The organism is Clostridium lundense DSM 17049, assembly GCF_000619945.1.
Classification (GTDB): domain Bacteria; phylum Bacillota; class Clostridia; order Clostridiales; family Clostridiaceae; genus Clostridium_AO; species Clostridium_AO lundense.
The window spans coordinates 1-26884 of the sequence record NZ_JHVC01000013.1 but is presented as its reverse complement, the minus strand read 5'-3'; the positions used below and the strand labels follow the sequence as shown (position 1 = coordinate 26884).

28 protein-coding genes and 2 riboswitches are annotated in these 26884 nt (G+C 28.7%); of the genes, 24 read left to right on the top strand and 4 right to left on the bottom strand.

The annotated features are described in order from the left end of the window. Positions 1-114 precede the first annotated feature (114 nt). Entirely contained in the window at positions 115-699 is a 585-nt protein-coding gene (locus T514_RS0114820; protein WP_027625498.1) for a hypothetical protein, read from the top strand. A gap of 116 nt (positions 700-815) precedes the next feature. Here T514_RS0114820 and T514_RS27695 read toward each other — a convergent pair whose 3' ends face one another. Beyond that, the gene (locus T514_RS27695) at positions 816-881 is read right to left on the bottom strand and encodes a helix-turn-helix domain-containing protein (protein WP_084284620.1); all 66 of its coding nucleotides are present in this window, start codon (positions 879-881) and stop codon (positions 816-818) included. Positions 882-979: 98 nt separating this feature from the next. On the opposite strand from T514_RS27695, the gene T514_RS0114815 reads away from it, so the two are divergent. Then, positions 980-1450, top strand: coding sequence for a GNAT family N-acetyltransferase (locus tag T514_RS0114815; RefSeq protein WP_027625497.1), 471 nt, complete (start codon positions 980-982; stop codon positions 1448-1450). A gap of 126 nt (positions 1451-1576) precedes the next feature. On the opposite strand, the gene T514_RS0114810 is transcribed toward T514_RS0114815, so the two are convergent. Further along, positions 1577-2263: a helix-turn-helix transcriptional regulator gene (locus T514_RS0114810; protein WP_027625496.1), complete on the bottom strand. Its 687-nt coding sequence runs from the start codon at positions 2261-2263 to the stop codon at positions 1577-1579. A gap of 291 nt (positions 2264-2554) precedes the next feature. On the opposite strand from T514_RS0114810, the gene T514_RS0114805 reads away from it, so the two are divergent. Together T514_RS0114805 and T514_RS0114800 are read left to right on the top strand one after the other, a co-directional pair. Then, positions 2555-3937 (top strand): tryptophanase, encoded by a 1383-nt coding sequence (locus T514_RS0114805; protein ID WP_027625495.1) that lies wholly within the window; start codon positions 2555-2557, stop codon positions 3935-3937. 487 nt (positions 3938-4424) lie between these two features. Continuing rightward, positions 4425-5783: a sodium-dependent transporter gene (locus T514_RS0114800; protein WP_242850609.1), complete on the top strand. Its 1359-nt coding sequence runs from the start codon at positions 4425-4427 to the stop codon at positions 5781-5783. Positions 5784-6007: 224 nt separating this feature from the next. Here the strand turns inward: T514_RS0114800 and T514_RS24640 are convergent, their stop codons facing one another. After that, positions 6008-6373 carry a pyridoxamine 5'-phosphate oxidase family protein gene (locus T514_RS24640; RefSeq protein WP_423219361.1) on the bottom strand — a complete coding sequence of 122 codons (366 nt, stop codon included), beginning with the start codon at positions 6371-6373 and terminating at the stop codon, positions 6008-6010. 163 nt (positions 6374-6536) lie between these two features. Between T514_RS24640 and T514_RS0114790 the strand changes: the two genes are divergently transcribed. The 10 genes from T514_RS0114790 to T514_RS0114745 all read left to right on the top strand — a co-directional run bounded on the left by T514_RS0114790 (position 6537) and on the right by T514_RS0114745 (position 15937). Next, positions 6537-7280 carry an ABC transporter ATP-binding protein gene (locus tag T514_RS0114790; RefSeq protein WP_027625493.1) on the top strand — a complete coding sequence of 248 codons (744 nt, stop codon included), beginning with the start codon at positions 6537-6539 and terminating at the stop codon, positions 7278-7280. Further along, positions 7280-8104: an ABC transporter permease gene (locus tag T514_RS0114785; protein WP_027625492.1), complete on the top strand. Its 825-nt coding sequence runs from the start codon at positions 7280-7282 to the stop codon at positions 8102-8104. The genes T514_RS0114790 and T514_RS0114785 overlap by 1 nt, the downstream gene beginning before the upstream one ends. 14 nt (positions 8105-8118) lie before the next feature. Next, on the top strand, positions 8119-8901 hold the full coding sequence (locus tag T514_RS0114780; RefSeq protein ID WP_027625491.1) for an ABC transporter permease: 783 nt from the start codon (positions 8119-8121) through the stop codon (positions 8899-8901). A 99-nt stretch (positions 8902-9000) separates the two neighbouring features. After that, complete coding sequence (locus T514_RS0114775; RefSeq protein WP_027625490.1) at positions 9001-9705, top strand: response regulator transcription factor; 705 nt, start codon at positions 9001-9003, stop codon at positions 9703-9705. Next, entirely contained in the window at positions 9684-11144 is a 1461-nt protein-coding gene (locus T514_RS0114770; RefSeq protein WP_027625489.1) for a sensor histidine kinase, read from the top strand. The genes T514_RS0114775 and T514_RS0114770 overlap by 22 nt, the downstream gene beginning before the upstream one ends. A gap of 141 nt (positions 11145-11285) precedes the next feature. Beyond that, positions 11286-11492 carry a hypothetical protein gene (locus T514_RS0114765; protein WP_027625488.1) on the top strand — a complete coding sequence of 69 codons (207 nt, stop codon included), beginning with the start codon at positions 11286-11288 and terminating at the stop codon, positions 11490-11492. A 280-nt stretch (positions 11493-11772) separates the two neighbouring features. Then, the gene (locus tag T514_RS0114760; protein WP_242850608.1) at positions 11773-12843 is read left to right on the top strand and encodes an AI-2E family transporter; all 1071 of its coding nucleotides are present in this window, start codon (positions 11773-11775) and stop codon (positions 12841-12843) included. 270 nt (positions 12844-13113) lie between these two features. After that, positions 13114-14133 (top strand): pyruvate kinase, encoded by a 1020-nt coding sequence (locus tag T514_RS0114755; RefSeq protein WP_027625486.1) that lies wholly within the window; start codon positions 13114-13116, stop codon positions 14131-14133. Between the two features lie 108 nt (positions 14134-14241). Next, the gene (locus T514_RS0114750; protein ID WP_027625485.1) at positions 14242-15150 is read left to right on the top strand and encodes an ABC transporter ATP-binding protein; all 909 of its coding nucleotides are present in this window, start codon (positions 14242-14244) and stop codon (positions 15148-15150) included. Next, positions 15143-15937, top strand: a complete 795-nt coding sequence (locus T514_RS0114745; RefSeq protein WP_027625484.1) for an ABC transporter permease subunit — start codon at positions 15143-15145, stop codon at positions 15935-15937. The genes T514_RS0114750 and T514_RS0114745 overlap by 8 nt, the downstream gene beginning before the upstream one ends. A gap of 108 nt (positions 15938-16045) precedes the next feature. Here the strand turns inward: T514_RS0114745 and T514_RS0114740 are convergent, their stop codons facing one another. Then, positions 16046-17209 (bottom strand): iron-containing alcohol dehydrogenase, encoded by a 1164-nt coding sequence (locus T514_RS0114740; RefSeq protein WP_027625483.1) that lies wholly within the window; start codon positions 17207-17209, stop codon positions 16046-16048. A 152-nt stretch (positions 17210-17361) separates the two neighbouring features. Here T514_RS0114740 and T514_RS0114735 point away from each other — a divergent pair, with 152 nt between their 5' ends. The 10 genes from T514_RS0114735 to T514_RS0114680 all read left to right on the top strand — a co-directional run bounded on the left by T514_RS0114735 (position 17362) and on the right by T514_RS0114680 (position 26540). Then, positions 17362-18666: an aminotransferase class V-fold PLP-dependent enzyme gene (locus T514_RS0114735; protein ID WP_027625482.1), complete on the top strand. Its 1305-nt coding sequence runs from the start codon at positions 17362-17364 to the stop codon at positions 18664-18666. A gap of 427 nt (positions 18667-19093) precedes the next feature. Then, positions 19094-19205, top strand: a riboswitch (SAM riboswitch). Between the two features lie 72 nt (positions 19206-19277). Further along, positions 19278-19388: riboswitch (SAM riboswitch) on the top strand. A 61-nt stretch (positions 19389-19449) separates the two neighbouring features. Next, the gene (locus tag T514_RS0114725) at positions 19450-20406 is read left to right on the top strand and encodes a methionine ABC transporter ATP-binding protein (RefSeq protein WP_027625481.1); all 957 of its coding nucleotides are present in this window, start codon (positions 19450-19452) and stop codon (positions 20404-20406) included. Between the two features lies 1 nt (position 20407). Then, positions 20408-21049, top strand: a complete 642-nt coding sequence (locus T514_RS0114720) for a methionine ABC transporter permease (protein WP_027625480.1) — start codon at positions 20408-20410, stop codon at positions 21047-21049. 19 nt (positions 21050-21068) lie between these two features. Continuing rightward, entirely contained in the window at positions 21069-21893 is an 825-nt protein-coding gene (locus T514_RS0114715) for a MetQ/NlpA family ABC transporter substrate-binding protein (RefSeq protein ID WP_027625479.1), read from the top strand. A gap of 217 nt (positions 21894-22110) precedes the next feature. Beyond that, positions 22111-22788, top strand: a complete 678-nt coding sequence (locus tag T514_RS24635; protein ID WP_051542056.1) for an SGNH/GDSL hydrolase family protein — start codon at positions 22111-22113, stop codon at positions 22786-22788. Positions 22789-22879: 91 nt separating this feature from the next. Then, a complete protein-coding gene (locus T514_RS0114705; protein ID WP_027625478.1) occupies positions 22880-23419 on the top strand; it encodes a pyruvate kinase alpha/beta domain-containing protein in 540 nt (179 codons plus the stop codon). A gap of 235 nt (positions 23420-23654) precedes the next feature. Further along, positions 23655-24998 (top strand): magnesium transporter, encoded by a 1344-nt coding sequence (gene mgtE / locus T514_RS0114695; protein WP_027625477.1) that lies wholly within the window; start codon positions 23655-23657, stop codon positions 24996-24998. Positions 24999-25081: 83 nt separating this feature from the next. After that, entirely contained in the window at positions 25082-25210 is a 129-nt protein-coding gene (locus T514_RS27570) for a hypothetical protein (RefSeq protein ID WP_278246527.1), read from the top strand. Positions 25211-25439: 229 nt separating this feature from the next. Then, the gene (locus tag T514_RS0114685) at positions 25440-25880 is read left to right on the top strand and encodes a GNAT family N-acetyltransferase (RefSeq protein ID WP_027625476.1); all 441 of its coding nucleotides are present in this window, start codon (positions 25440-25442) and stop codon (positions 25878-25880) included. A gap of 57 nt (positions 25881-25937) precedes the next feature. Next, positions 25938-26540: a hypothetical protein gene (locus T514_RS0114680; protein WP_027625475.1), complete on the top strand. Its 603-nt coding sequence runs from the start codon at positions 25938-25940 to the stop codon at positions 26538-26540. The last annotated feature ends 344 nt before the right edge of the window (positions 26541-26884 follow it).

Below are 26884 nucleotides of genomic sequence, written 5' to 3'. Positions count from 1 at the left end.
TTTTATAATATTGATTATTCAAATAGAAAGTGTAGATAAAATATTAACTGTATTTAATAAAAATCTATATAATGATAAAGAAACAGAGTATGTATAGAGTAGAAAGGTGAGATTATGACATTTAAATGGAGAAAATCAGAAGAAGATTTTGATGAAATTGGTGTAAATTATATTGAGGTTAGAGAGGAGCAGGAAGAAAAAAATATAAATCCAATATTTAAAGGTAAAGGGATTAGAGAAAAGGAAATTATAGATAAAAGGGAGCATATAAGAGAACATACAAAAAATACAAATAAACAAAAGAATGTAGGGATAAGTGGAATATTAAAAACTATTATAAAAGTTATTATAGGAAGTATTATATACCTAGTTGTTTTTGCAGAATTTACTAAGGTTACTGGAGTTCTAACTTTAATAGGAGGACCAGTAACAATATATTATTTATATTATGAAAATAAGAAATTTAAAGCTAAAAATATTTTGGTAAAGATTTTAGTTGGAATATTATTATCTATATTTATATTTATATTTGGACTTGGTGGAATAATTTCCGGTAGCTATTATGAAGACGATGAAAATCCTCAATTAGAAAATATACAGAGGGAAGGAGATAGAAATAGAAAAAACGAAATTTATACTAAAATAGAAAAAGAAAAATTATATATAAGTACAATAATTTGTAATAATGAAATAGTATAGATTTGTATGTCAAATTGAAATATAAAAGAATAAGAGAGTTTAGAACTAAGTATATAAAGAGGTTGGTGGCTGTGTTAAAATAATTTTCTTTAATTATTTTGATACAGCCTCTCTTTTTAATCCTTTCTGTATTCTAAGATATCATCAGGTTGACAATCTAAAATTTCGCATATTTTTTCAATAGTAGAAACTTATATTGGCATATAGATTAATATAATTTCATAGCAAAAATTGTATATGATAATTTATGGATTGATTAAAATAAGAATGAGGTGGAAATATGTTATATTTAAAAGAAGTAATAATTGAAAATTGGAAAGCTGTTACTTCATTATCAGTATCAGAAAATCAACAAGGTTATATAGAAAGTAATGCATTTTCTCTAGCAGAGTCAAAATTTTTAAAACAGTGGAGACCTGCAGCTATATACGATAATAAAGAATTAATTGGTTTTGCTATGTATGGTTATTTTGATAATGAAAAAAGAGTTTGGTTGGACAGATTTATGATTGACAGTAAATATCAGGGAAAGGGATATGGAAAAAAAGCACTAGTAATAATTATTAGACATATTGTATTAGAATATGAATGTAAGGAAATTTATTTAAGTATCTTTAAAAATAATATAATAGCAGAAAAATTATATAAAGAAGTAGGATTTAAATTTAATGGAGAAAGAGATGAAGGTGGAGAATTTGTAATGGTATTAAATGTAGAAGATTTTGAAAAACAGTATGTTGAAAAGGTATAAAATTTTAATACCTTTTTACGTAAAATAAGAGAAGATATATTCTATAAGTAAGATTTTTTAGGGTTAAAAGCACAAGTACAGGTTTTTAACCCTAGAACTAGTAAAATTTAATTCAGCTCATTTCTATTATTGATTTTTATCGCTACTCACGATGTTTAGATAGCGATAAATACTGGGTTCTGAACAGTGAAGCTTTTTAGCAACTTCACTAACTGCTCCTTTTAACATAAATACTCCTTTTTGATTTAAAATATTTACTATATTAAGCCTCTCATCTTGAGTTAAACGATCAATGGGAATATTTTTATCAGCTAAAACTTTATTTAAAACGGTATCTGTAACTTCTTCAATGGATTCAGAAAAGCTTTCTGGAACGTCTTTTAAAATTGAACTAACTGAATCATATTCACTATTTTTAAGAATTAATTCATTAGGATGACATAATTTTAAAATTTCTTCGCTCAAAGCAACATACTTACTATCATCAAAATTAATACATAGCATAGCAACAACATTATTATTATCATCTTTTATAAACATAGTAGAGGAACGTAGAACCTTATTGGTCTTTGAAGCACCATTATAATTAATAAGATAATCGCTATTTTTATAACTACCCATAGTGATTATTTTTAGCCCAAGATTTGTTAAAGGTGCACCTACACTACGGCCGCTAACATGACCATTTGCTATGGCAACAATAGAATATTTTTTATCAGTTAAATCATGTAGAACAATTTCATAATCAGGTCCTAAAACCTTACCTAAAAATTCAACTAATTTAGTAAATTGATCTAATATATTTTTATTCAATTAATACACCTTCTCCATAAAATTATACAATTAACATATCATGGAAGATGATATATTTCAATAAAATATAAAAAATATTATTAATATTATAAAAAATTATAAATTAAGGTGAGTAAATAGTATAAAACAAAAATAGCATGCATATAAATTATAATAAATTACAATGATAATAAAAAATTACAACACAAATAAGTTGTGTTAAATAGCTAATAATTTTTAAATTTAAATTATAAAAATTTTTATTTTAATTTACTTAATCTGTAAAGTGAATTAAAAGGATGGAGGGGTTTTATGAGTATTAAATATGTACCAGAACCATTTAGAATTAAGATGGTTGAAACAATTAAAATGCTTAGTAGAGAAGAAAGGGAACAGAAAATTGCCGAGGCAAAATATAATTTATTTAGTCTTAAGGGTGAAGACGTGTACATCGATTTGCTAACAGATAGTGGAACAAATGCAATGAGTCAGGAGCAATGGGCTGGTGTAATGAGAGGCGATGAAGCTTATGCAGGAGCTTCAAGTTATTTTAAACTAGTAGAGGCAGCACAAGATATATTTGGATACAAATATATTCAACCTGTACATCAAGGACGTGCGGCAGAAAAAGTTCTTTTTGGACTACTAATGGGCAAAGGACAATATTCTATATCAAATATGCATTTTGATACAACAAGAGCACATGTTGAACTTACAGGTGCAAGGGCAATTGACTGTGTTGTTCCTGAAGCTGCAGACCCATCATTAAGAATACCATTTAAGGGAAACATGGATGTTAAAAAGCTTGAAGAATTAATAAACGAACATGGAGCAGACAAAATTGGACTTGTTATTATGACAGTAACAAATAATTCAGCAGGAGGTCAGCCTGTATCAATTCAAAATATAAAGGAAACATCTGAAATTTGTAAGAAATATAATATTAAACTTTGCATAGATGCAGCACGTTATGCAGAAAATGCATATCTTATAAAGCAGCGTGAGCCAGGGTATGAAAATAAATCTATTAAAGAAATAATTAAAGAAGTATTTAGCTATGCAGATATGTTTACTATGAGCGCTAAAAAAGATACTATTGTTAATATGGGAGGATTAATTGGTATTAAAGAAGATGCAGAATTATACCAATTATGCAAAGGCCGTACAATTTCTTTTGAAGGATTTGTAACTTATGGAGGACTTTCAGGACGTGATCTTGAAGCTTTAGCAATTGGGCTTTATGAAGGAATTGATGAAAACTACTTAAGATATAGAATAGGACAAATGGAGTATCTTGCATCACGACTTGATGAAGCAGGTATAGCTTATCAATCACCAGTAGGAGGACATGGGGTATTTGTAGATGCAAAAGCTATGTTCCCACATATTCCATATTATGAATTCCCAGGTCAGGCTTTAGCAGTAGAACTTTATAAAGAAGCAGGAATTCGTACATGCGATATTGGATCTTATATGCTAGGAAATGATCCTGATACTGGAAAACAGCTTCATGCAGAATTTGAGTTTACAAGACTTGCAATTCCACGTCGTGTATATACTCAAGCTCATATTGATATTATGGCAGATGCTCTTATTGCAATTAAAGAAAGGGCAAGTGCTGTTAAAGGTTATAAAATTACATGGGAACCAAAGGTTCTTCGTCACTTCCAAGCAAGTCTTGAACCAGTAAAATAAAAAAATATATGCCCGTAAAATAGTAAAGTTATATATTTTACGGGTAGTTTCTAAAATATATGGATGAATTACAATATATAAACAAGGAAATTAAAAATATGTAAATATTGGCTAGGCGTTTTTACATATTTTTCACTTTTCTCATATCAGTGTTTTTGTGGCAATTAACAATAAGTATGATAACAAACGCTATGAAATTTATTTTGTAGAAAGTGGAAAAGGGATAAGGGATACAAATAGTACCTATTATGAAAATTAATTTTCATGATAAATTCTTTTTTCACTTTCTATATTTATGTAAGGAGATAATTAAGAACTCATAAATTAATGCATATCTAAACGTTTTCCCAAAGTTAAATTATTAAGATGTGATTTTATAAAAATAAATATTTAATCTATAAATTCATAAAAAGGAATTGATATTTAATAGAAAATCAATAACTTTCTATTAAAATATTATAATTATACCACCAAAAGGAGTGATGTTATGGGAGATAACAATCATGAAAAAAATAATATTGACATGAGTACTGACATTAGCAGGGATGCCTTTAGTTCAAAATTCGGATTTATTTTGGCGTGTATTGGTTCAGCAGTAGGTATGGGTAATATTTGGATGTTTCCTTATCGAGTAGGTCAGCTTGGAGGAGCTGCATTTCTAGTACCATATTTTATATTTGTTATACTTCTTGGATTTACAGGAGTTATTGGGGAAATGTCTTTTGGACGTGCCATGGGAACAGGACCACTTGGAGCTTTTAAAAAGGCATTAGAAAGAAGAGGAAAGAAACATGGAGACATTATTGGACTTATTCCAGTAATAGGTTCATTAGGGATTGCTATAGGGTATTCAGTAGTTGTAGGATGGATTCTTAAATTTACTGCAGGGGCTATTACCGGATCAATGATAAATGCTTCAGATAGCGGCGCATATTTTGGGGCAATAGCTGGAAAAATGGGAAGTCTTAATTGGCATATGCTAGGATTAGCTTTAACATTTATCGTTATGGTTGCAGGTGTTTCTAATGGAATAGAAAAAGTTAATAAAGTTATGATGCCTGCCTTTTTCGTATTATTTTTGATACTTGCCATTCGTGTAGCTGTACTACCAGGTGCCATGAAAGGGTATAGATATTTATTTATTCCTAGATGGGAGTTTTTGGTTAATCCTAAAACTTGGGTATATGCATTAGGGCAAGCATTTTTCTCTCTTTCATTAGCAGGTTCAGGAACTGTAGTATATGGAAGTTACCTAAAGAAATCTGAAGATGTTGTAGAAAGTGCCAAGTATGTGGCTGTTTTTGATACAATTGCAGCAATGCTAGCTGCACTTGTAATTATACCATCAGTATTTGCTTTTGGAATGGATCCAGCAGCAGGACCTCCACTTATGTTCATAACAATGCCAAGTGTATTTAAGCAAATGCCTATGGGACAATTATTTTCAATTATTTTCTTTATAGCTGTTTTATTTGCTGGAGTTACATCTTTGATGAATTTATTTGAAACTCCAATAGAGACATTACAAGCTAGATTTAAGCTTTCTAGAAAAACTTCAGTTATTACTATTGCATTGTTTGGAGCAATTGCTGGAATAGCACTTGAAGACGCAAATAAGCTTGGTGTTTGGATGGATGTAATATCTATTTATGTTATTCCTTTAGGAGCACTTTTAGCTGCAATTATGTTTTATTGGGTTTGCGGAGCAAAGTTTGCAAGAGAGCAAGTGCAATTAGGCTGTAAAAAGGAATTAGGAACTTGGTTTGAGCCAATGACAAGATATGTATTTTGTGGACTTACAATTACAGTTTATATATTAGGGATATTCTTTGGTGGAATTGGATAAAATCTTAAGATAAATTACTTCAAGCATTTCATGAAATTATGAAAAAATTTAAGATATAATTAATTAAAAGTACAAAACTTTGTAAGAAGTGGTTAGGTAATCATATCTAACCACTTCTTATATCTTTATTTTCTTGTTTTCCCACTAATATTTTCAATTTCAATTTTTATTACTTTTGTTCTATGAGCGGATTTCTTTATATATTCAATGCCCTCTTTGGAAAATTATGGAGAATACTTTTCTATTATAGACTTAAGAGCTAGTTCTTTTTCTTCATCAAAGACTTCATATGCTTTTCCAAAGGCTAAAGCACTTTCGTATTTTGTACTAAATTTTTCAGGAAGAAGCTGAGTTTGACCAACTACACAAAAAGAAACTTTATTGTTTTTGTTTATATTATCTAATTTAAATCCCTCAATGGCACAATGAAAATATATACAATTATCAATTAATGTATAGTTTAGTGGAATACCATATCCATAACCATTTGCTCCAACCATAGATAAGATACCATATTCGCTGGCTTTGAGTAATTCTAAGGTAGCTTTTTCTTCTAAACTTCTATCTTTTCTTCTTACTTCTTTAAACATTTATAACCCTCCTTAGCTTAGTCATATTTAAATATTATTTTAAACTATGACCTTAAGTAATGGTCAATAGACTTTATAAAATTTTATATATTAATTTCCTTTATAAAATCTTTAAAATTGCCTTTTATAATGAGATTAAAGTAAGTTTTGGGAGTGATTTTAAATGAAAAATATAATGAAAGTTAAAGATGTAAGTAAAAAAATAAAAAGAAGAACCATTATTGATAATATGTCATTTGAAATTAATGAAGGGCAAATATGTGGATTTATAGGTCCAAATGGTGCGGGAAAAACTACTATGATTAGACTGTTAACAGGACTTATAAAACCAAATGAAGGAGAAATTTTAATTAATGGAATAGATGTTACTAAAAATAGAAAAGAAGCTCTTATGAATATTGGAGCAATAGTTGAAGCTCCTATATTTTTTAATTATATGACTGGAAAGGAAATATTGAATAATCTTGTAAGATTACATCCTAATATTCCCAAGAAAGAAAGAGAGAGTAGGGTTGAAGAAGTTCTAAAAATTGTAGATTTAGATAAAAGATGCCAAGACAAAGTATCTACTTATTCACTTGGAATGAAGCAAAGGCTTGGTATTGCTCAAGCCCTTTTAGGAAATCCTGAAATAATTATTTTAGATGAACCAGCTAATGGTCTTGATCCTATTGGAATGAAGGATTTAAGAGAAATTATTCTTAAACTAAATAGGGAATATAATATAACATTTTTAGTATCTAGTCATTTGTTAGATGAACTTCAAAAGATTTGTACTAGCTTTGTAATTATAAATGAAGGAGTTTTAAAATTTAAAGGAACTTCTGAAGAGTTACTTTCAATAGACAAAGGAAATATTGAAGATATATTTATAAAAATATTAAAAGGCCAGGAGGCATCAGCATAATGGAGCTTTTTAAAAGTGAATTTGAAAGGATATGGAAAAGAAAATTAACTTGGATATGCTTTATTCTTATTCCTCTTGCAATAGCAGGAGCATCAAAATATTATTTAAATAATAATTATAAGCATATAATCCAAAGCCCAGAATTTGTGTCTTTTGGTAACTATCCTTTTATGATGTTTCAGGAAGTATTAATAACTTTATTTAATATATTAACTATATTATTTGTGTGTACTTCTATTACTGAGGAGTATAGAAATGGTGAAATAAGATTGGTTATGATTAGAGGGTATTCTTTTAAAGAAATATTTTTTTCTAAGATAGCTTCTATTGTAACCACATTAGGGATATTTTTTATAACGTTTTTTATTATGAGTACAGTAGTGGGATATTTCGCAGCTCCTAAATTAGATAAGGTAATGCTTTTTTATCATAAAAATCCTGTAGGAATTTCAGAAGCTCTTATATATTCAGCTAAATATTATGCTGTAGGATTTGTTACCACTATAGCAATACTATCTATGTTTACTTTTTTTGCAGTTAAGTGTAAGACTGTAACAGGAGTTGCAGGGGTGAGTATATCAACCATTATAGCAGGAGGAATTTTTTCATCAACAATTATTTATTTTACAAATTTAATTGGAAAAGAGTTAACAATAAGACTATGGTTACTGACTATTGTTAAAATTCAACATGAAGGTATATGTCTTCTTTTGAGTGAAGATTTTATATATTCATCTTGGATAATTATGGTTTTAATATTGCACATAGTGATTTTTGGAGTCCTATCTTGTAACACATTTTGTAGAGAAGATCACTTTATATAATGGAGGGTATGAAAATGAAGGAGTTAATTATAAGTGAATTTTTAAGAATGAGAAAGAGAAAGAAAAATAAAATATGTGTATTGGTGTTGATAGCAAGTTTTGTATTTACATTAGTTTGGGACAAAACTCCATTTTTGGGATCAGGTATAGGGTTTTACACACCAGATATATCCACTAAGATAAATTCTTTGAATTTTCCTGTATTTAGTATGAAGGATTTAATATTAGTTCTTTTTATGATAGTACTTCCAGTACTTTTCATAGACAGTTTAAGTGGAGAATATGAAAGTGGCGCATATAGATTAATACTCATAAGACCTTACACTAGAACTCAATTATGGATTTCAAAATTAATAGTTCAAAGTTTATTTACTGGTGCTATTTTTATAGTGTTTTTTATTGCTTCTACAATCTTTGGATACATATTATTTCCTAAAGTAAGTACAACAACTTTTTATACTAGTCCAAAGCTTTATAATGCAGGAAATGCTTTAATATATAATTTCAAGGCAGTAGCTCTTATGTATCTTATAAGTAATGCAATCTTAGCATTAGCAGCAGTAATTTCTTCTATTATACCTAAAGTTGTTTCATCTTTTATACTTCTTTTATGTACTTTAGCTGGTGGTATGTATGCAAATGATAGCTTAGAAGTTTTTATTTTTCCTTTTAATAAGATAATAAGACTTTTAAGCTTAGGGGAGAGAACAAAGTTTTATATTCCTGTTTTAACATGCTTAATTGTAGGATTTATATTAAGTGTTTTTATTTTTAATAAGAAAGATTTGAAAGCATAATATAAAAAGTTGCGTCGCAATCTTTTTAAAGTGTGTAGCTTAAGCAATTTGTAAATTATGTTATAATAACTATGATACAAATTTGCGGGGGATAAAATTATGAGGGAAAAAATATTAATAGTAGATGATGAAGAGGATATAGTAACCTTTATTAAGGATTATTTTGAAGATGAAGGGTATGAAGTTTTTACGGCTAGTAATGGAGCGGAGGCTATGGAAGCTTCTAAAAAAGAACCGGATCTTATTTTGCTTGATATAATGATGCCAGATTTTGATGGTTTTCATGTGTGTAAAAAAATAAGAGATCAAGTATCTTGTCCGATAATATTTCTAAGTGCAAGGCAAGCTGAAAGTGACAGGATTAAGGGCTTAGGAGTAGGGGGAGATGATTATATAGTAAAACCTTTTAGTATAAAGGAATTGAAGGCAAGGGTTGAAGCTCATATTAGAAGAGAAAGAAGAGTATCCATAAATAATAAGTCTAAAATAAATTTTGGTAAACTTACATTGGATCTTAATGGTTACGAAATTTATTATGAAGATAAGCAAATTTTACTTACTGCAAAGGAATTTGAAATTGTGGAATTGCTTGCTCTCCATCCTGGACAAGTGTTTTCTAAAGAACAGATATATGAAAAGGTTTGGGGATATGATGCAGAAGGAGATTCAAGTACAGTTGCAGAACATATAAAAAAAATAAGGGCAAAGTTTATAGCTGTAAATCAAAATCTCAACCACATATCTACTGTGTGGGGAGTAGGTTATAAATGGGAGAAGGTTGTATGTTTAAGAAAGCATCTTTAAAAACACAAGTAATTAGTACTTTTATATTAATTATTTTTTTAAGTATTATAGGAACTGTAGTTGCATTAGTATCATATGTATTTGTTATGTATATGGGAGAAAAACCTATTGTAAGGTTTGATAATTATTATGAGCAAAAATTACCAAAAATTGAGGAATTCATAAATAATAAAGGTGAAAATTTATTAGATAAAAAAAATAAATTAGAACTAGAAAAAATAATACCAAGGGAAGGTATACAATATCAAATTTTAGATATTGAAGGAAATATTTTATATGGAACTTTAGAAGAGAAACCTGTTAAAGGAAAAAAGGAATTATTAAATTCAATTAATAAAATTGAGCATTATAATACAAAACGTATTTTTGGTGCTACGGTTAAAAAAAATATACCTATATCAGATGACAAAGGGAATTTAAAGGGAGTAGCAGTAATTAAATATTCTATTAAAACAAATGTAATTGATGATAAGAACAAAACATTAGTAGCATTCATGGAGATTTTTTTGTTATTTTCACCATTTATATTTATAATTTTTTTTACTGCCATTTTCACAAGAAAACTTATTAAGAATATACAGGTTCCAATTAATGAAATAATAGAAGCGTCTAATAAGATAAAGGAAAAAGATTTGGATTTTAATATTAGTTATAAAAGCAATAATGAATTAGGTAAGCTTACATCTTCATTTGAAGATATGAAAAGTGCTTTAAGAGAATCTCTTTATAGTCAATGGAAAATGGAGGAGGAGAGAAAAGAAATAATAAAAGCAATAGCCCATGATTTAAAAACTCCAATTACAGTAATCCAAGGACATGTAGAAGTTCTTCTTGAAGGTGGTATAAACAATCCTCAAAGGCTAGAAAAATATCTACAGACTATAAAATATAATACTGAACGAATGGGAAGATTAATTGGTGATATGAATATAGCCTCAGAAATAGAGAGACAAGATTTTATGTTAAATCCAGTAAGTATAGATATAGTTGAGTTCTTAGAAAATAAATATGAAGATTATATGATTTTAGCAAAACAAAAGAATATAGAGTTTATATTAAACGTTGAAGATAAAAGAGAGTCAAGAGAGGAAGTTTTAGTAGACCCTCAAAGATTGGAACAAATTTTAGATAATATAATATCCAATGCTTTAAGATATACTAAGGACGGAAAAAATGTATATATGCATACTAAAATAAATAATACTATTATGGAATTTACTGTAGAAGATGAAGGAATAGGTTTTTCAGAAAAAGATTTGCCTTATGTATTTCAAAAATTTTACAGGGGCGATGTTTCTAGGTCTAAAGAAAAAGGACATTCAGGACTTGGAATGTATATAGTAAAAAGTTTAGTACAAAAACATAATGGATGGATTAGTGTAGAAAATAGAGAGGAAGAAGGAGCAAGAATAAAGTTTGTTATTAAGGAATGTAAGTAAAGGAGCCGCAGGCTCCTTTTTTATGTTAAGAATTAATAGGGATTTTTGTATTTGATAAAAGTTATGATCAGATTACTTTCATTAATTAACAAGAACAAAGTAGACTTCTTTTTAATATAATAGATTAAAAGAGGTGATATAATGGCAGACTTAAGTTGTGATTCCATTGAGCTTTCTATGTTAGCTACTATAATTGCAATAGCTATATCTGAAGATAAAACATTAGATGAATTGAATATATTAGGAAATTTAATTACATCTGTAGGAAGCATAATTGTTACTATAGCCGCGGTAGAACAGAGTCAAGCAAGTCAAAAAACAAATGGGAGTAACCAAAACAATGGATAATATACATAACAAGATAATAAAGATATAATTTAGGAGCTTTTATAAAACAAAAGCTCCTTTAATTTTCATCTGATGTAATACTCCCATCATCTTCAAAGTTGAAGAAAAGAGCAGATATTTCAATGGATAACAATTTCCCCTAAAGGATAACTACTTCTAAGAAGTCTGTTAATAGGTTTCAGCAGCAATGAAAAATTTTCTCTGAAACCAAGAACTCTGTTTATGAATAATTAGCTAGATAATGCTTAAAATACAAATGATTGAATAGGATATAAAGGAGTTGGTAATTATATCTTATAATAAAGTAATTAAAAGTTTAATAATCATTAATTTATCTTTTTTAGCGTTGATTCTTTTTAGTAGGGTATATTTTATACAAAAACTTATAAAAATAATTTTTAAATCTTTTTTATTACCATTAATAATATCAACATTTTTTTATTATATAATGAGGCCATTGAATGATGTGTTTTTAAGGAAAGGGTTAAAACCTAGTGTGTCTGCTATATTAACTTTAATTATAAGCATTTTTATTCTATCTGGAGTATTTTCTTATTTTGGAAGATACCTACTCTACCAAATAAATGGTTTGATTAAGGAATTTGCAGCAATAATGGAGAATAAGTCTTATATAAATGGAGCATTAAATGAAATTGGTAAATACATAAATATAAATGATATTTATAGGACATTAACAAGAACTGTAAATAACTATATCCAGGATTTAGCAAGAAATATTTTTAAAGGAATAAATTTTGTTATGGACATATTTTCAAAAATATTATTACTATTGGTAACTATTTTTTTCTTCTTTAAAGATGGAAAGAATTTTAAAGAAGGAGCATTAAAACTATGTCCTGAAAAGTATAGGGATGTACTAAATAAAATATTAATTCAAAGTGATGAAGTTTTGTCTCACTATGTAATTGGTCAAAGTAAGGTTGCATTATCTTTATCTACTATGATATTTATAGGATATAAAATAATTAAAATGCCTAATGCATTATTATTAGCATCTATTACTTTTATACTAGCTTTTATACCATTTATAGGTTTTTTTATTTCTATGATTATTCCTTGGATAATAGCTTTTAGTATGGGATTAAATATGATGATAAAGCTAGGAGTTACATTTATAGTAGTGCAAACATTAAAAGGAAGAGTAGTTGTGCCCGCTATTATGGGGCATACAATGAAAATTCATCCACTGACAGATATATTTCTAGTAATAGGAGCAGTAGCGTTAGGAGGCCCTATAGCGGCTTTTGCTGTAATACCTATATATTCTATTTTAAAGGTTGTAATTACTAATTTATATAAATATAAAATGAAGGAAAAAATAACAACTTAAGGCACATTTAAAAAATAAATAACTCAGTATGCTAGTCTATTTTGCATCATACTGCGTCATCAGAACCCACTGATAGCTATACTAGCAGTGGAACCTGCTTCCTTGTCTGATACAAAATATTCGTCGATAATTGACTTGTTATTTATTTTAATGTGCCTAACATAAAAATTGTTGTTATATAAATATTAATTATATATAATTAAGGTATTTAATATAAAGGAAAAATTAGGTTATTTGCAAATAATATATTAAATGGGGATGTGGAACAATATGAAAATACTATGTACAGTTGGACCAAATATTAATAATACTGAAATTTTAAAAGAACTTATAGAAAATGGCATGAATGTAGTAAGATTTAATTTTTCGCATATAGATTATGAGCTTTCTAAATCTTTAATAAATTATATAAAAAACAATCATAAAGATATATCTATAATGCAAGATTTGCAGGGAAATAAAATAAGAATTAGTAATTTGTTTAGAAAAGAAATAAAAGTTTTGCCAAGGGATAGGGTGTATTTTTGCAGTGAAGAAATATATAAAATATATAGCAAAAGTTATCAAAGGGATTACATATTGGTTCCTTTAAGTTTTGAAGGAGATTTTTCTTTACTAAGTTCTGCAAACTCTATCTTGATGAAGGATGCCACTATGAAATTTAAAATATTAGATAGGGAAAAGGATATAATTAAAACTTCCGTAGTAAGAGGAGGAATTTTAAGAGCTGAAAAGGGAGTCAATGCACCAGGTATGGATAGACGAAATATGGGACTCACTGTAAAAGATAAAAATGATATTATGTGGGGAATAGAAAATGGGGTTGATATAATATGTTTATCTTATGCATGTTATCCAGAAAACATAATGGAGTTAAAGAATTATATTAAAGGACTAAAAAAACACAAAGATTTTAATATACCCAAAATTTGGGCTAAGATAGAAAGCAAGGAAGGTATAGAAAATTTTAAAGAAATACTTAGAGAAAGTAACGGAATAATGTTAGGCAGAGGAGATTTAGTAGCAGAAGTAGATATTTTAGAACTTCCCAAAATACAAAAAGATCTATTAAGCATTATGAAAAAAAGTAAAAAGGATTTTATAATAGGAACTTATGTTTTAGATTCCATGAGGAGAAATGCCATACCAACAGCTTCAGAAATAAATGATATATATAACTTTATACAAAATAAAGTTGATGGTTTTATGTTAGCGGGAGAAGTATCTATAGGACAAAATCCTGTTTTGGTAGTTAAAACTTTAAAAGATGTTATTGGTAAATACATATAGTGATATAAAAACATTATAAGATCTTGTTCTTGAAAATGGATAAGATCTTTTTTACTTTATAATGAACTTTTTACCAAAAGTCTAGTTTAATTAACAAGGGGTGGTAAAATGAAAGCAATTATAGTGGAGAATTTAAGTAAATCTTATGATGGTATAAATAAAGTAGTAGATAATATAAGTTTTTCTATAGAGAAGGGAGCAATAATTGGATTTTTAGGTCCCAATGGTTCGGGGAAGACAACTACTGTAAGAATGTTAAACGGAGTACTAACACCTACTGCAGGAAAAGCTGAAATACTAGGTAAAGATATAGTAAATCATACTATAGATATTCATAAAATATGTGGAGTTATGACAGAAACAGCGGCATGTTATGAAAATATCACTGGAAAGGAGAACTTATTTTTCTTTGGAAAACTTCATGAAATTAATCCTACAGAATTAAAGGAAAGAATAGATTATCTATTGAAAAGTTTGCAATTATATGATCATAAAGATAAAAAAGTAAAGGAGTATAGTACAGGAATGAAAAAGAGAATAAGCCTTGCTATAGCTTTAATTCATAATCCAAAAGTGTTGTTTCTAGATGAACCAACATCAGGATTAGATCCGGAAAGTGGAAAAAATGTTACAGAATTAATTAGAAATATGGCTTATGAAAATGGAACAACTGTATTTATGTGTACTCATCAACTTAAATATGCAGAAGATATATGTACAGAATATGGATTTATAAATAAGGGAAAAATATTAGGATTCGGTAGTTTTCAAGAATTAGCTGAAAGTAAAAATAGTAAAAAGCACCTAGTAGTTAGAGGAAAACATATATCAGAAAGTTTGGGATTTAGCAAATTAAATGAAGACAGTTATAGAAAAGAAATAAATTCAGAGGAAGAAATTTCAGAAATTTTATATAATATTTTAACTCAGGGTGGACAGATATTTGAAGCAAAAAGTAAAAGATGTAGTTTAGAGGAACTATATTTTAGTTATGTGAGAGGTGATAAAATTGAATAGCAAAGAGAAAGCAGTAATATACAAAGATATAAAGGAGATAACTGCTTCTAAAGAAATTTATATACCAATGATCATTGTTCCTTTGATATTTGTCATAGTAATACCTACAATAATGATTATAGGGACACATTTTTCATATCAGGGAGGGAAAATGATAAATGGAATGGATACTTTAATAAAGAAACTACCTATGGAATATAGCAAGTTAAGCTTACAGCAATTGATAATTACAGTAGGGGTAGACTATATGTTTCCTTCCTTATTTCTTCTAATACCTATAATGGCTTCAAGCATAATTGGTGCTAGTAGTTTTGTAGGTGAGAAGGAGCATAAGACTTTGGAAACTCTACTATATACACCTATTACTATGGAAGAGCTTTTTAGAGCTAAGCTTTTAGGAGTTTTTATTCCTTCATATATAGTAAGTGTTATATCATTTTTAGCTTTTGGAATTGTAATAAATATAGGGGGGTTTTTATATTTTAGCAAATTAATTTTTCCAAATTTAAAATGGTTAATATTAATATTTTATCTTGTGCCTGGGATAACTTTATTAGGACTTACTTTTACAGTGCTTGTTTCTGCAAAATCTAAAAGTTTTCAAGAAGCACAGCAAGTTAGTGGATTTATTGTTGTTCCAGTAATTTTACTGATAGTAGGTCAAGCAACAGGATTATTTTTACTAACTAATATCATACTAATATCTATAGGTACCGCAGTGTTTATTATAGACTATATACTTTTAAAAAAGTTAAGTAGTAGATTTGTTTCAGAAAAATTGATTTGATTTTTAGGGAGTAGATAAAAAGCACTATGGAAGAAAAAGAACTAATAATAGAGTAAGAAATGGAGGTCGCTATGCAACCAGAATAATGGTTACACAGTGACCTTTTTCTTAAAATGAAGCTTTAAATATATTTAATACATCTTCTTTTTCTAACTTTTTAAAGTTTCCTATAGCGCCTCTTTTTACAGCTTTCTCTGCCATTTCTTCAAGTTTATCTTCGGTTATGCCCACTTCTTTTAAAGTAGAAGGAATTCCCAAAGATATGAAAAATTCTTTAGTTTTTTCTATAGCAGATTTAGCCATAGACATTTTATCTTCTATTTCTGGTATTTCCCAAACATATCTTGCATAGTCTACAAATTTATTAACATTGCTTTGGCTAAGTACATATTCCATCCAGTGAGGGGTAAGAATAGCAAGTCCAACACCATGTGTTATATCAAATATAGCGCTTAATTCATGTTCCATAGCATGAGTTGCCCAGTCTGTTACTTTACCATAGGATATAAGCTCATTTAATGCTAAAGAAGAAGACCACATTAAATTTGCGCGGGCATCATAATTTTCAGGTTCTTTAATGACAATTGGAGCATAATGTATACAAGTTTTTAAAATTCCTTCAGAAATTCTGTCTGTTATATAAGTTTCTTCAGTATTTGAAAAATATTGTTCAAATACATGGCTCATTATATCAGCAGTACCAGCGGCAGTTTGTTTTTCGGGTAAAGTCATTGTATAGGTTGGATCTAGTATAGAAAACTTAGGTTTAACATAAGGGCTACCAAAAGAGAGTTTTTCTTGAGTATCCCAATTAGTGATAACAGCATTTCCATTCATCTCAGATCCTGTAGCAGATAAAGTTAGTATAGTTCCAATAGGAACAGCTTTTTTTATTACAGCTTTACGTAGACAAAAGTCCCAAGGATTTCCTTCATAAAAAACTCCGCCAGCAATAGCTTTACAGCAGTCTATAACACTACCTCCACCAACAGCTAAAATTAAATCTACATTATGTTCTTTACAAAGGTTAACGCCTTTTATAACACTGGTTACTCTTGGGTTTGGTTCTATTCCGCTTAATTCTACATATTTTATGTTCTGTGAATTAAATATGTTAATAATTTCATCATAGATACCATTTTTTTTAATACTTCCTCCGCCATAGGCTAAAAGTACAGTATTACCAAATTTTTTTACACAAGAAGATAATTTTTTAATTTGGTCTTTACCAAAATAAATTTCAGTAGGTATGGAATAGTTAAAGTTTAACATAATATCACCTCAAATCCTTATTTTACATATATATTATAAACTTATATGAAGAAAATATAAACTTTAAAATTATAAAAATATAATTTTAATAATTGGTTACTTTTTATGCTTTTTCATATTATATATAAAGAGTAAATTTAGGAGTGGTAACTATGATAAATTATAGGAACTTAATAGTTGGTACTAACACATTAGTACCTTTAGCAAATGGTAGATATGTAAGATATGTTAATTTTGATAATGCTGCCACCACTCCACCTTTTAAGAGCCTTGTGGAAGATTTAGAGACATTTTTACCATATTACTCATCCATACACAGAGGTAGGGGATACAAGTCACAGCTTTCCACAAAAGCTTATGAAAATGGGAGGAAATGGGTAGCAAATCTTGTTCATGCAGATTTAAATAAAGATACGGTTATATTTGTAAAGAATACTACGGAGGCTATAAATAAACTTTCCAATATGCTATATGAAAAATATAAAGATGGTATTATTATATCTACAGAAATGGAACACCATTCCAATGATCTTCCATGGAGAAAATTTAATATAGAGTATGTTAAGGTAGATAGCCGTGGAAAGTTATTAATAGATGATTTAGAAGATAAACTAAAAATGTATAAGGATAAAGTAAAGCTTGTAACAATAACTGGAGCATCTAATGTTACAGGATATAAAAATCCAATATATGAAATAGCTAAAATTGTTCATGGATATGGTGCAAAAATATTGGTTGATGGAGCTCAACTTGTTCCACATGCCCCCGTAGATATAAAAAGACAGGATCCATTGGAGCATATAGATTATCTAGCTTTCTCTGCTCATAAAATGTATGCCCCATTTGGAATAGGAGTGCTTATAGGGCCAAAGGAAGAATTAAATTCAATTGATCCTGATTATCAGGGTGGAGGAACAGTGGATGTAGTAACTCATGAATTTATAAAATGGCATGATACTCCTGAAAAAGATGAAGCAGGTACTCCTAATCTACTTGGAGTTGTAGCATTATCGTCTGCAATAAGAACTCTGAAAAATTTGGATATGGACAATGTTGAAAAATATGAAAAAAAACTAATTAACTATGCCTTATATTATCTTAAAAATATTAAAGATGTAAAATTATTTTGCTCTACCTGCAACAATAGTGTATCTATAATTCCTTTTAATATTGATGGAATATATCATGAAACTCTTTCAAAAATATTATCTAGTGAATTTGGTATTGGAGTAAGAAGTGGTTGTTTCTGTGCTCAGCCATATATACAAAAACTTTTGAATGTTCCTTTTGAAGAAAGCGTCAAAATAGCAAAACAGGGTGGAAGAAGACCTGGAATGGTAAGAGTAAGTTTTGGACTATACAACACCTATCAGGAAATAGATTATTTTATATATGCTATAAGGAAAATTATTAGTAATAAAAAATGGTATCTAGAAAGGTATGACAATGAAGAATAAAACTATAAGTAAGACAGATATTAAAAATGTACTTAGTATTTAATACAAGTACATTTTTATTTCAGAAATCTATAATCAGTTTTAATATTGCTTTAATATGATATATTAAAGCAATATTAAGGGAGATAATCTAAATGAAAGAAGATAATAATGATAATTTTTCTGAGTTGGAGGTATATTTAGGTATAGAATCAGAACAATATGAAAATGGTCCTTCATTTTGTGTATAAATTCCTATAAGTCGTAGGGTGTTTTTTAGCACAATTAGAAAAAAATTGTGGTGAATGTGATGAAGATAAAGATGAATAGTTATCATGATTATTGATTTAATAAAGAAAAAATTATAAAAAATCAAAAAAGTTTTATCAAAAGTATTGACAAGAAAAAGAAATGTCAATATAATAAGTATTAATAATTTAATATTTAGGACTTATCAAGAGAGGTGGAGGGACTGGCCCGACGAAGCCCAGCAACCAGAATTATTTATTAAAGTAATTCAAGGTGCTAATTCCTGCGGCACATATGCCGAAAGATGAGGATGGATTAGGTAATAAGCCTGAGGTTATCCTTAGGCTTTATTTATTTTAAATATAAAGAAAAAATTAATATATAACTTATCAAGAGAGGTGGAGGGACTGGCCCAATGAAGCCCAGCAACCAGTATTACTATTTTAAAGTGATACAAGGTGCTAATTCCTGCGGCGTATGCCGAAAGATGAGGAATAAAGGTTAGACCTGAGTTATCCTCAGGTCTATTTTTGTCTATTTTAAGGGGGTTTTAGCATGATAGAAGTAAAAGATGTAAGTAAAAATTTTGAACAAACTTCAGTACTAGAAAAAGTTAGTATAAACATTAATGAAGGAGAGATATTTGGAATTATAGGTAGAAGTGGTGCTGGAAAATCCACATTGCTAAGATGTTTAAATGGCTTGGAAAGCTACAATGAGGGTAGTATTAAGGTTATGGGAAAGGAAGTAAAGGATTTAGATTTAAGTGAAATAAGAAACTTAAGAAAAGATATGGGTATGATTTTTCAGAGTTTTAATTTACTTAATACAAAAAATGTTTATGATAATGTAGCTCTTCCATTAGAAATCTGGAAAAAGGATAAAAAATATATAAAAGAAAGAGTAACAGAACTTTTAAATTTAGTAGGTCTTAAAGATAAAATGAAAAGCATGCCTAGGGAGCTAAGTGGAGGACAAAAGCAAAGAGTAGCTATTGCAAGAGCTTTAACTTTAGAACCAAAGATTCTTCTTTGTGATGAGGCGACTTCAGCTTTAGATCCAGAGACTACAAAATCCATTCTTGCTTTAATAAAAGAGATAAATGAAAAATTAAATATAACTGTGGTAATGGTAACTCATCAAATGGAGGTTATTAAGGAAATATGTAATAAAGTTGCCTTGATTGAAGGAGGGAAAATAAAGGCATGTGGATTAGTTAAGGAGCTTTTCCTAAGACCAGAGGGGGAACTTAAAAAATTATTATGTGGTGATGAAGTACTTCCTTCTCATGGAGTTAATATAAAAATTTTCTTTCCAGGTGAAGTAAGTGAAAGTTCTATAATAACATCAATGGCTAGGGAACTTGACATGGATTTCTCAATAGTTTGGGGAAAACTAGAAAATTTCAGACAGGAAGTATTAGGAAGTTTAATTATAAATGTTGAAGAAGAGAAAAGAGAAAAAATATGTAATTATTTAGAAGAGAAATCCATAGGTTGGGAGCTGATATAAAATGATTAAAGAACTTTTAATTAAAGGATTAGAAGAAACGATTTATATGGTAGGGTATTCTACCTTATTTGCGGTAATTTTAGGTTTTATACTTGCAATTATACTTATATTAACTGATGAAAAGGGGCTGAAACCTAATAAGTTTGTATATAGTGTATTTGATTTAATAATAAACGTGTTAAGATCTTTCCCATTTATTATACTTATGATTGCAATTTTTCCTTTAACAAAATTAATTGTAGGTAAAAGTATAGGAAATACTGCGGCTATAGTACCTTTAACCATTGGAGCAGCTCCTTTTGCAGCAAGAGTTATAGAATCTGCATTAAAAGAAGTTGACCCAGGACTTATTGAAGCGGCTAAATCCTTTGGAGCTACTACACCTCAAATACTATTTAAAGTTATGATAAAGGAAGCCTTTCCTTCTATAGCAAGAGGAATAATTTTAACTATAATAAATTTAATTGGATATTCAGCTATGGCGGGTGCTATTGGTGCAGGTGGCCTTGGAAATGTAGCTATAATGTATGGATATAATAGATTTAAATCAGATATCATGATTTACACTGTAATTGTATTAATAATAGTTGTTCAAGTAATTCAAAGTTTTGGCAATGTTTTATATAAAAATTTAAATAAATAATTTTAAGGGGGACTTTAATATGAAAAAATTATCATTATTATTATCAGCAGTTTTATTAACTGTAGGATTAACAGGTTGTGCTGGAGAAAAATCTCAGAGCACAGGGGCAAAAAATGAAGTGGAAAAAGCTAAAAAAGAAATAGTAGTTGGAGCCACACCAGTACCACATAAAGAAATACTGGAAAAGGCTGCAGAAGTACTTAAAAAAGATGGATATACTTTAACAATTAAAGAATTTTCAGATTATCAAATACCAAACACAGCTCTTGCAGAAAAAGAGTTAGATGCCAACTTCTTTCAGCATGTTCCGTTTTTAAATAAGAGCATTGAGGAAAAGAATTTAGATTTAACTTATACAGTTAAAGTTCATATTGAGCCAATGGGATTATATTCAAAGAAGATTAAAGATTTAAAGGAACTTAAAAATGGAGCAGAAATTGCAATTCCTAATGATCCAACTAATGGAGGAAGAGCATTGAGAGTATTAGAAAATGCAGGTCTTATAAAATTAAAGTCTGGAGAACTTGTAACTAAACTTGATATAACTGAAAACAAAAAGGGATTAAAAATTACAGAACTTGATGCACCACAACTTCCAAGAGTTCTTGGTGATGTAGATGCAGCAGTTATAAATACTAACTTTGCTGTAGAAGCAGGGTTAAATCCAACTAAGGATGCTATAGTTATTGAATCAAAAGATTCACCTTATGCTAATATCTTAGCTGTAAGAAAAGAGGATAAGGATAAGGATTATATAAAGGCATTATCAAAGGCTTTAACTTCACAAGAAGTTAAAAAATTTATAGAAGAAAAATATAAGGGAAGTATAGTACCAGCTTTTTAAAAAATTGAATAAGGATTTTTTAGTGAATGATTAAAAATTAATAAATGAATAAAAATTAATAAATGAATAAAGGAAACTATTCTGATATGTGCCCCTTGTGGTAGACAGTTAAAATAGCTTCCTTATTTTGTTGTATAATTTTATGTAAATAGCTATAATTGAATTGATTATATAACATAGTAATCACATAAGAAAAACTAGTATTGGAGAGGATGATATGAGAACAGTACTTTGTTATGGAGATTCAAATACTTGGGGATATAATCCAGCAAATAGCAGTAGATACCCAAAAGAAATAAGGTGGACTACAATTTTACAAAAAGAATTAGGGGACAATTATGATATAATTGCTGAAGGATTAAATGGAAGAACTACTGTATGGAGTGATCCCATAGAGGGGGAATACAAAAATGGAAAAACTTATCTAATGCCTTGTCTTCATACACATAAACCTATAGATTTAGTTATAATAATGCTAGGAACCAATGATTTAAAATATAGATTTTCTCTAATGTCTTATGATATAGCAAAAGGTGTGGACACATTAGTAAAAATGGTAAAGAAAAGTGAGTGTGGGGTGGAAAACAATTCACCAGAAATATTGGTAATAATTCCTCCTAATGTAGGGCCTTTAGATGAATCAAGCAAGATGTTTACAGGAGGAATAGAAAAAAGCAAAGAATTATCACAGGAGTATAATAAAGTATTAAATGGACAATGCTATCTTTTGGATGCATCAGAAAGAATAAAAGCTAGTGAATTAGATGGAGTACATTTATCTAAAGAAAGTCATAATATTTTAGGAAAGATAGCTGGAGAATTTATAAAAAATATAATTTATCCGATGACTAGCCGCTCTAATACTCACATAAAGAGCGGCTACGTCTCTGGATAACGATTTCTAAGCTTAAGAGGGAGTAAAAACTCCCTCTTAAGCTTAGAACTCTGTTTACAAAAATTAATATAATTTTCAAGGAGGAGTATATATGTATTTTGAAAATCCAGGTAAAGAAAATACTGAAAAAACCGTTGAATTAGCTATAAAGTGCGCAAAGGAAAAAGGAATAAAACATATAGTAGTTGCTTCTAATGAGGGAAATACTGCAAGACTTTTAAAGGATTGTAGTATGGAGGTAGTAGTAGTTACTCATGCTTTTGGGCATAAGGAACCAGGTATGCAGGAAATGAAAGAGGAAGTAATGAAAGAGCTTGAGGGGTATGGATTTAAAATATATTCAGGAACTCATGTGCTTTCAGGGGCAGAAAGAGGAATATCTAAAAAGTTTGGAGGAGTGTCACCAGTAGAAATAATAGCTCAAAGTCTTAGAATGCTTGGTCAAGGTGTAAAAGTAGGCGTGGAGATTTCTACTATGGCTTTAGATGCCGGATTAATTCCTTATGGAGAGGATATTATAACTATTGGTGGGTGGAAGAATGGAGCGGATACAGCTTTGATAGTAAGACCTGCTTATGCCAATGCTATTTTTGATACAAAGATTAAGGAAATAATTTGCAAACCTCATTAATACGTTGATATATTAATTTTAATATGGTACAATTTTGGTAAATAGGTAAACTTAGATTTTCTTGCAACTTAAGGGGATCTAAGTTTTATTTTTTCGAATATGAGGTAATTTAGCACTAAATTAATATAGAAAGAAGGTGAGTAGTTATGGATGCAGAGTCTGGACCCAATTTGTTTGACAAAATAATGTATGCCATAACTAGTAAAGGTATGGTGATGCTTAGGAGATGATGTAGTTGAAAAAGGAATTAGAAGAAATATTAATACTTATTAAGGAAAAAAAGTTTACAGAAGTTAGGGAGAAAATTATAAATTTTAACCCTGTGCATATAGCAGAGTTAATAGAAAAACTTGAGATCTCGGATACTATTTTAGTATTTAGAATGTTGCCTAAAGATTTAGCTGTAGATGTATTCAATTATATAAGCAATGAATCTCAAATAAATATTATATCTTCAATTACAAGTAAAGAACTTCAATATATTTTAGATGAACTTTTTTTTGATGATAGGATAGATCTATTAGAGGAAATGCCTGCAAAGGTTGTAAAGGAAATTTTAAAATACTCTAATATAGAAGAAAGAAAACTTATAAATGAATTTTTAAACTATCCGGAGTATTCAGCAGGAAGTTTAATGACTATAGAATATGTGGATTTAAAGAAAAATATGACAGTAAATGAGGCCATAGAGCATATAAAGATAACAGGAGTTAATAAGGAAACTATATATACTTGTTATGTTATAGATGAAAAAAGAAAATTACAAGGGACAATATCATTAAGAAACCTTATATTAAGTGACTATAACTTAAAAGTTGGAGAAATTATGAGAAAAGATGTAGTGTATGTAAACACTCATCAAGATCAAGAAGAAGTAGCTAATGTATTTAAAAAGTATGATCTTATAGCATTACCAGTAGTAGATATGGAGGACAGGCTTACTGGTATTATAACTATTGATGATATTGTGGATGTAATGGAACAAGAGACTACAGAAGACTTTCAGAAAATGGCTGCTATGTCACCCTCAGAGGAAGAATATTTAGATACAGGAGTATGGAAATTAGCTAAAAATAGACTTTTGTGGCTGACAATATTAATGATATCAGCTACTTTTACAGGAAATATTATAAAAAGGTTCGAAGATGTATTACAATCAGTGGTGCTTTTAACTGCGTTTATTCCAATGCTTATGGATACGGGGGGGAATGCAGGTTCCCAATCCGCTACATTAGTAATAAGAAGTATTGCTTTAGGTGAAATACAAGGAAAAGATGCATTAAAGGTTATATGGAAGGAATTAAGGGTAAGTTTAATAGTAGGAAGCGTTTTATCACTATTAAACTTTATTAGAATATGTTATATTGAGAAAGTTTCATTTTATATATCTTTAACTGTTAGTATAACGTTATTTTTTACAGTGATTTTAGCTAAAGTTGTAGGAGCAATTCTTCCTATGCTAGCGAAAAAATTTAAATTAGACCCAGCAATCATGGCAAGCCCATTAATAACTACAATAGTAGATGCCACTTCACTTATAGTTTACTTTACTGTAGCTAAATTTTTATTAGGAATATAAATTTGGTGTAGCTATTAAAGAAGGTATAATCACTTTAATTTAGGATAATCTATAATATGATAACTAATTTGAGGAGTGATATTATGCCAACAAAAGGTGAGAAGAAAAAGAAAAATGATAATAAAGGTAAAAATCCTAAAACAGCAAACCCTATAACAATGGATGTAGATCCAAATATGCATAAACCAACAAAGGGAATGCCAAGGGTATAATTAGTGTTTAAAATTTATAAAGATATAGTTATTGTTTTTAAATTAATCCCTATATATTAATTTAGTATATAGGGGTTAATTTTTTTATATTATAGGAAATTATAAAATTTAAAATGGTTTTCAGAATAATAAAGAATGAAAAACTGTGATAGTTGATATATATGGAAATAAGATGTAGAATGTTAATAAAAAATACGTTATTTATTTCACAATTATGGGGGGAAGGTATATGGAATTTATTGAAGACTTTGAATATGATTATTTAGATGAGTGTACAAATTTATATATATCAGCATTCAATAGAGAACCGTGGAATGACAAATGGGATTTTAATACTGCTAATAAAAGATTACGAGATATATACAAAGCACCTAGTTTTAAAGGATTGGTTTTTAAGAAAGATGATAAAATTGTAGGGGTTATTATGGGAAATTACGAACAATGGTATAAAGGATTACATTATAATATTAAGGAATTTTTTATTGACGTAAATAATCAGAAAAGTGGAATTGGAAGCAAAATGTTAAGCTATTTAGAAAGATATTTAAAAGAAAGAAATGTGAATACAATTCACCTTTATACAGCTAAAGGTTATAAGACAGAAGGATTTTATTCAAGAAATGGTTATGAAATACCTAATACAATAACAATGATGACTAAAGAAATATAAATGTAGTTAAATGCTTTTTGTAATAAGTAAAGATGATATATAGAAAGAAGGATAAATATGGGGTTATTTGGGCCAGGATTAGATGAAGTATGGGAAGAATTAAGTGATGAAATAAATGGACAATTTGTAGAAGGTGGATTTTTTAGTACGCCTAAAGTAATAAAGAAGTTTGATTATTGGACAATTACTTTAGATACTTATGCTGTATCTACAGGCAAATCTACCATAACATATACAAGATTAAGGGCTCCTTTTATAAACAAAAAGAATTTATATTTCAATATATATAGAGAAGGCATATTTAGTGGATTAGGAAGACTATTAGGAATGCAAGATATTATTATAGGAATTGAAGATTTTGATAATGAGTTTGTTATTAAAGGTAATAATGAAGACTTAATAATAGAACTTTTATCTAATGAAAAAGTAAGGAATTTAATAGAAGCTATACAAGATATAGAATTAGAGATAAAAGATAATGAAGGCATTTTTGGAACAAATTTTCCTGAGGAAGTAAATGAATTATATTTTTCTGTTTGTGGAACTATAAAGGATATTGAAGAATTGAAAAAGATTTTTAATCTTTTTCAGGTGATTTTAATTGAAATGAGCAATTTAGATATAATAGAGAAGAAAAGAGTAGATATACAGTTGAAATAACACTTATATAAGTGTTGTTTCTAATACTTTTCCTAGCGTGTCATTAAAAGATATTATGAGAAAAAGTGAAGAAAATCGAGTATTTCTAATTTAAATTTATTTTAATGGGATTATAAATGAAAATAGAGTATAAGTACCGTGGTATGATATATCTCGTTCCCAAGAAAACACATACATCAGCAATTAGTTGATGAAAAATAAGTTTAAAAAATGTGTTGACAAAGGAACACAGAAATGATAATATATACAAGCTGTCTAGTGCAGCGACATGGTCTTTGAAAATTAAACAGAGAAGAGAAACCAGTCAATTCAAACAGGAAACTGTTTAAAATAGCGATGAGCTA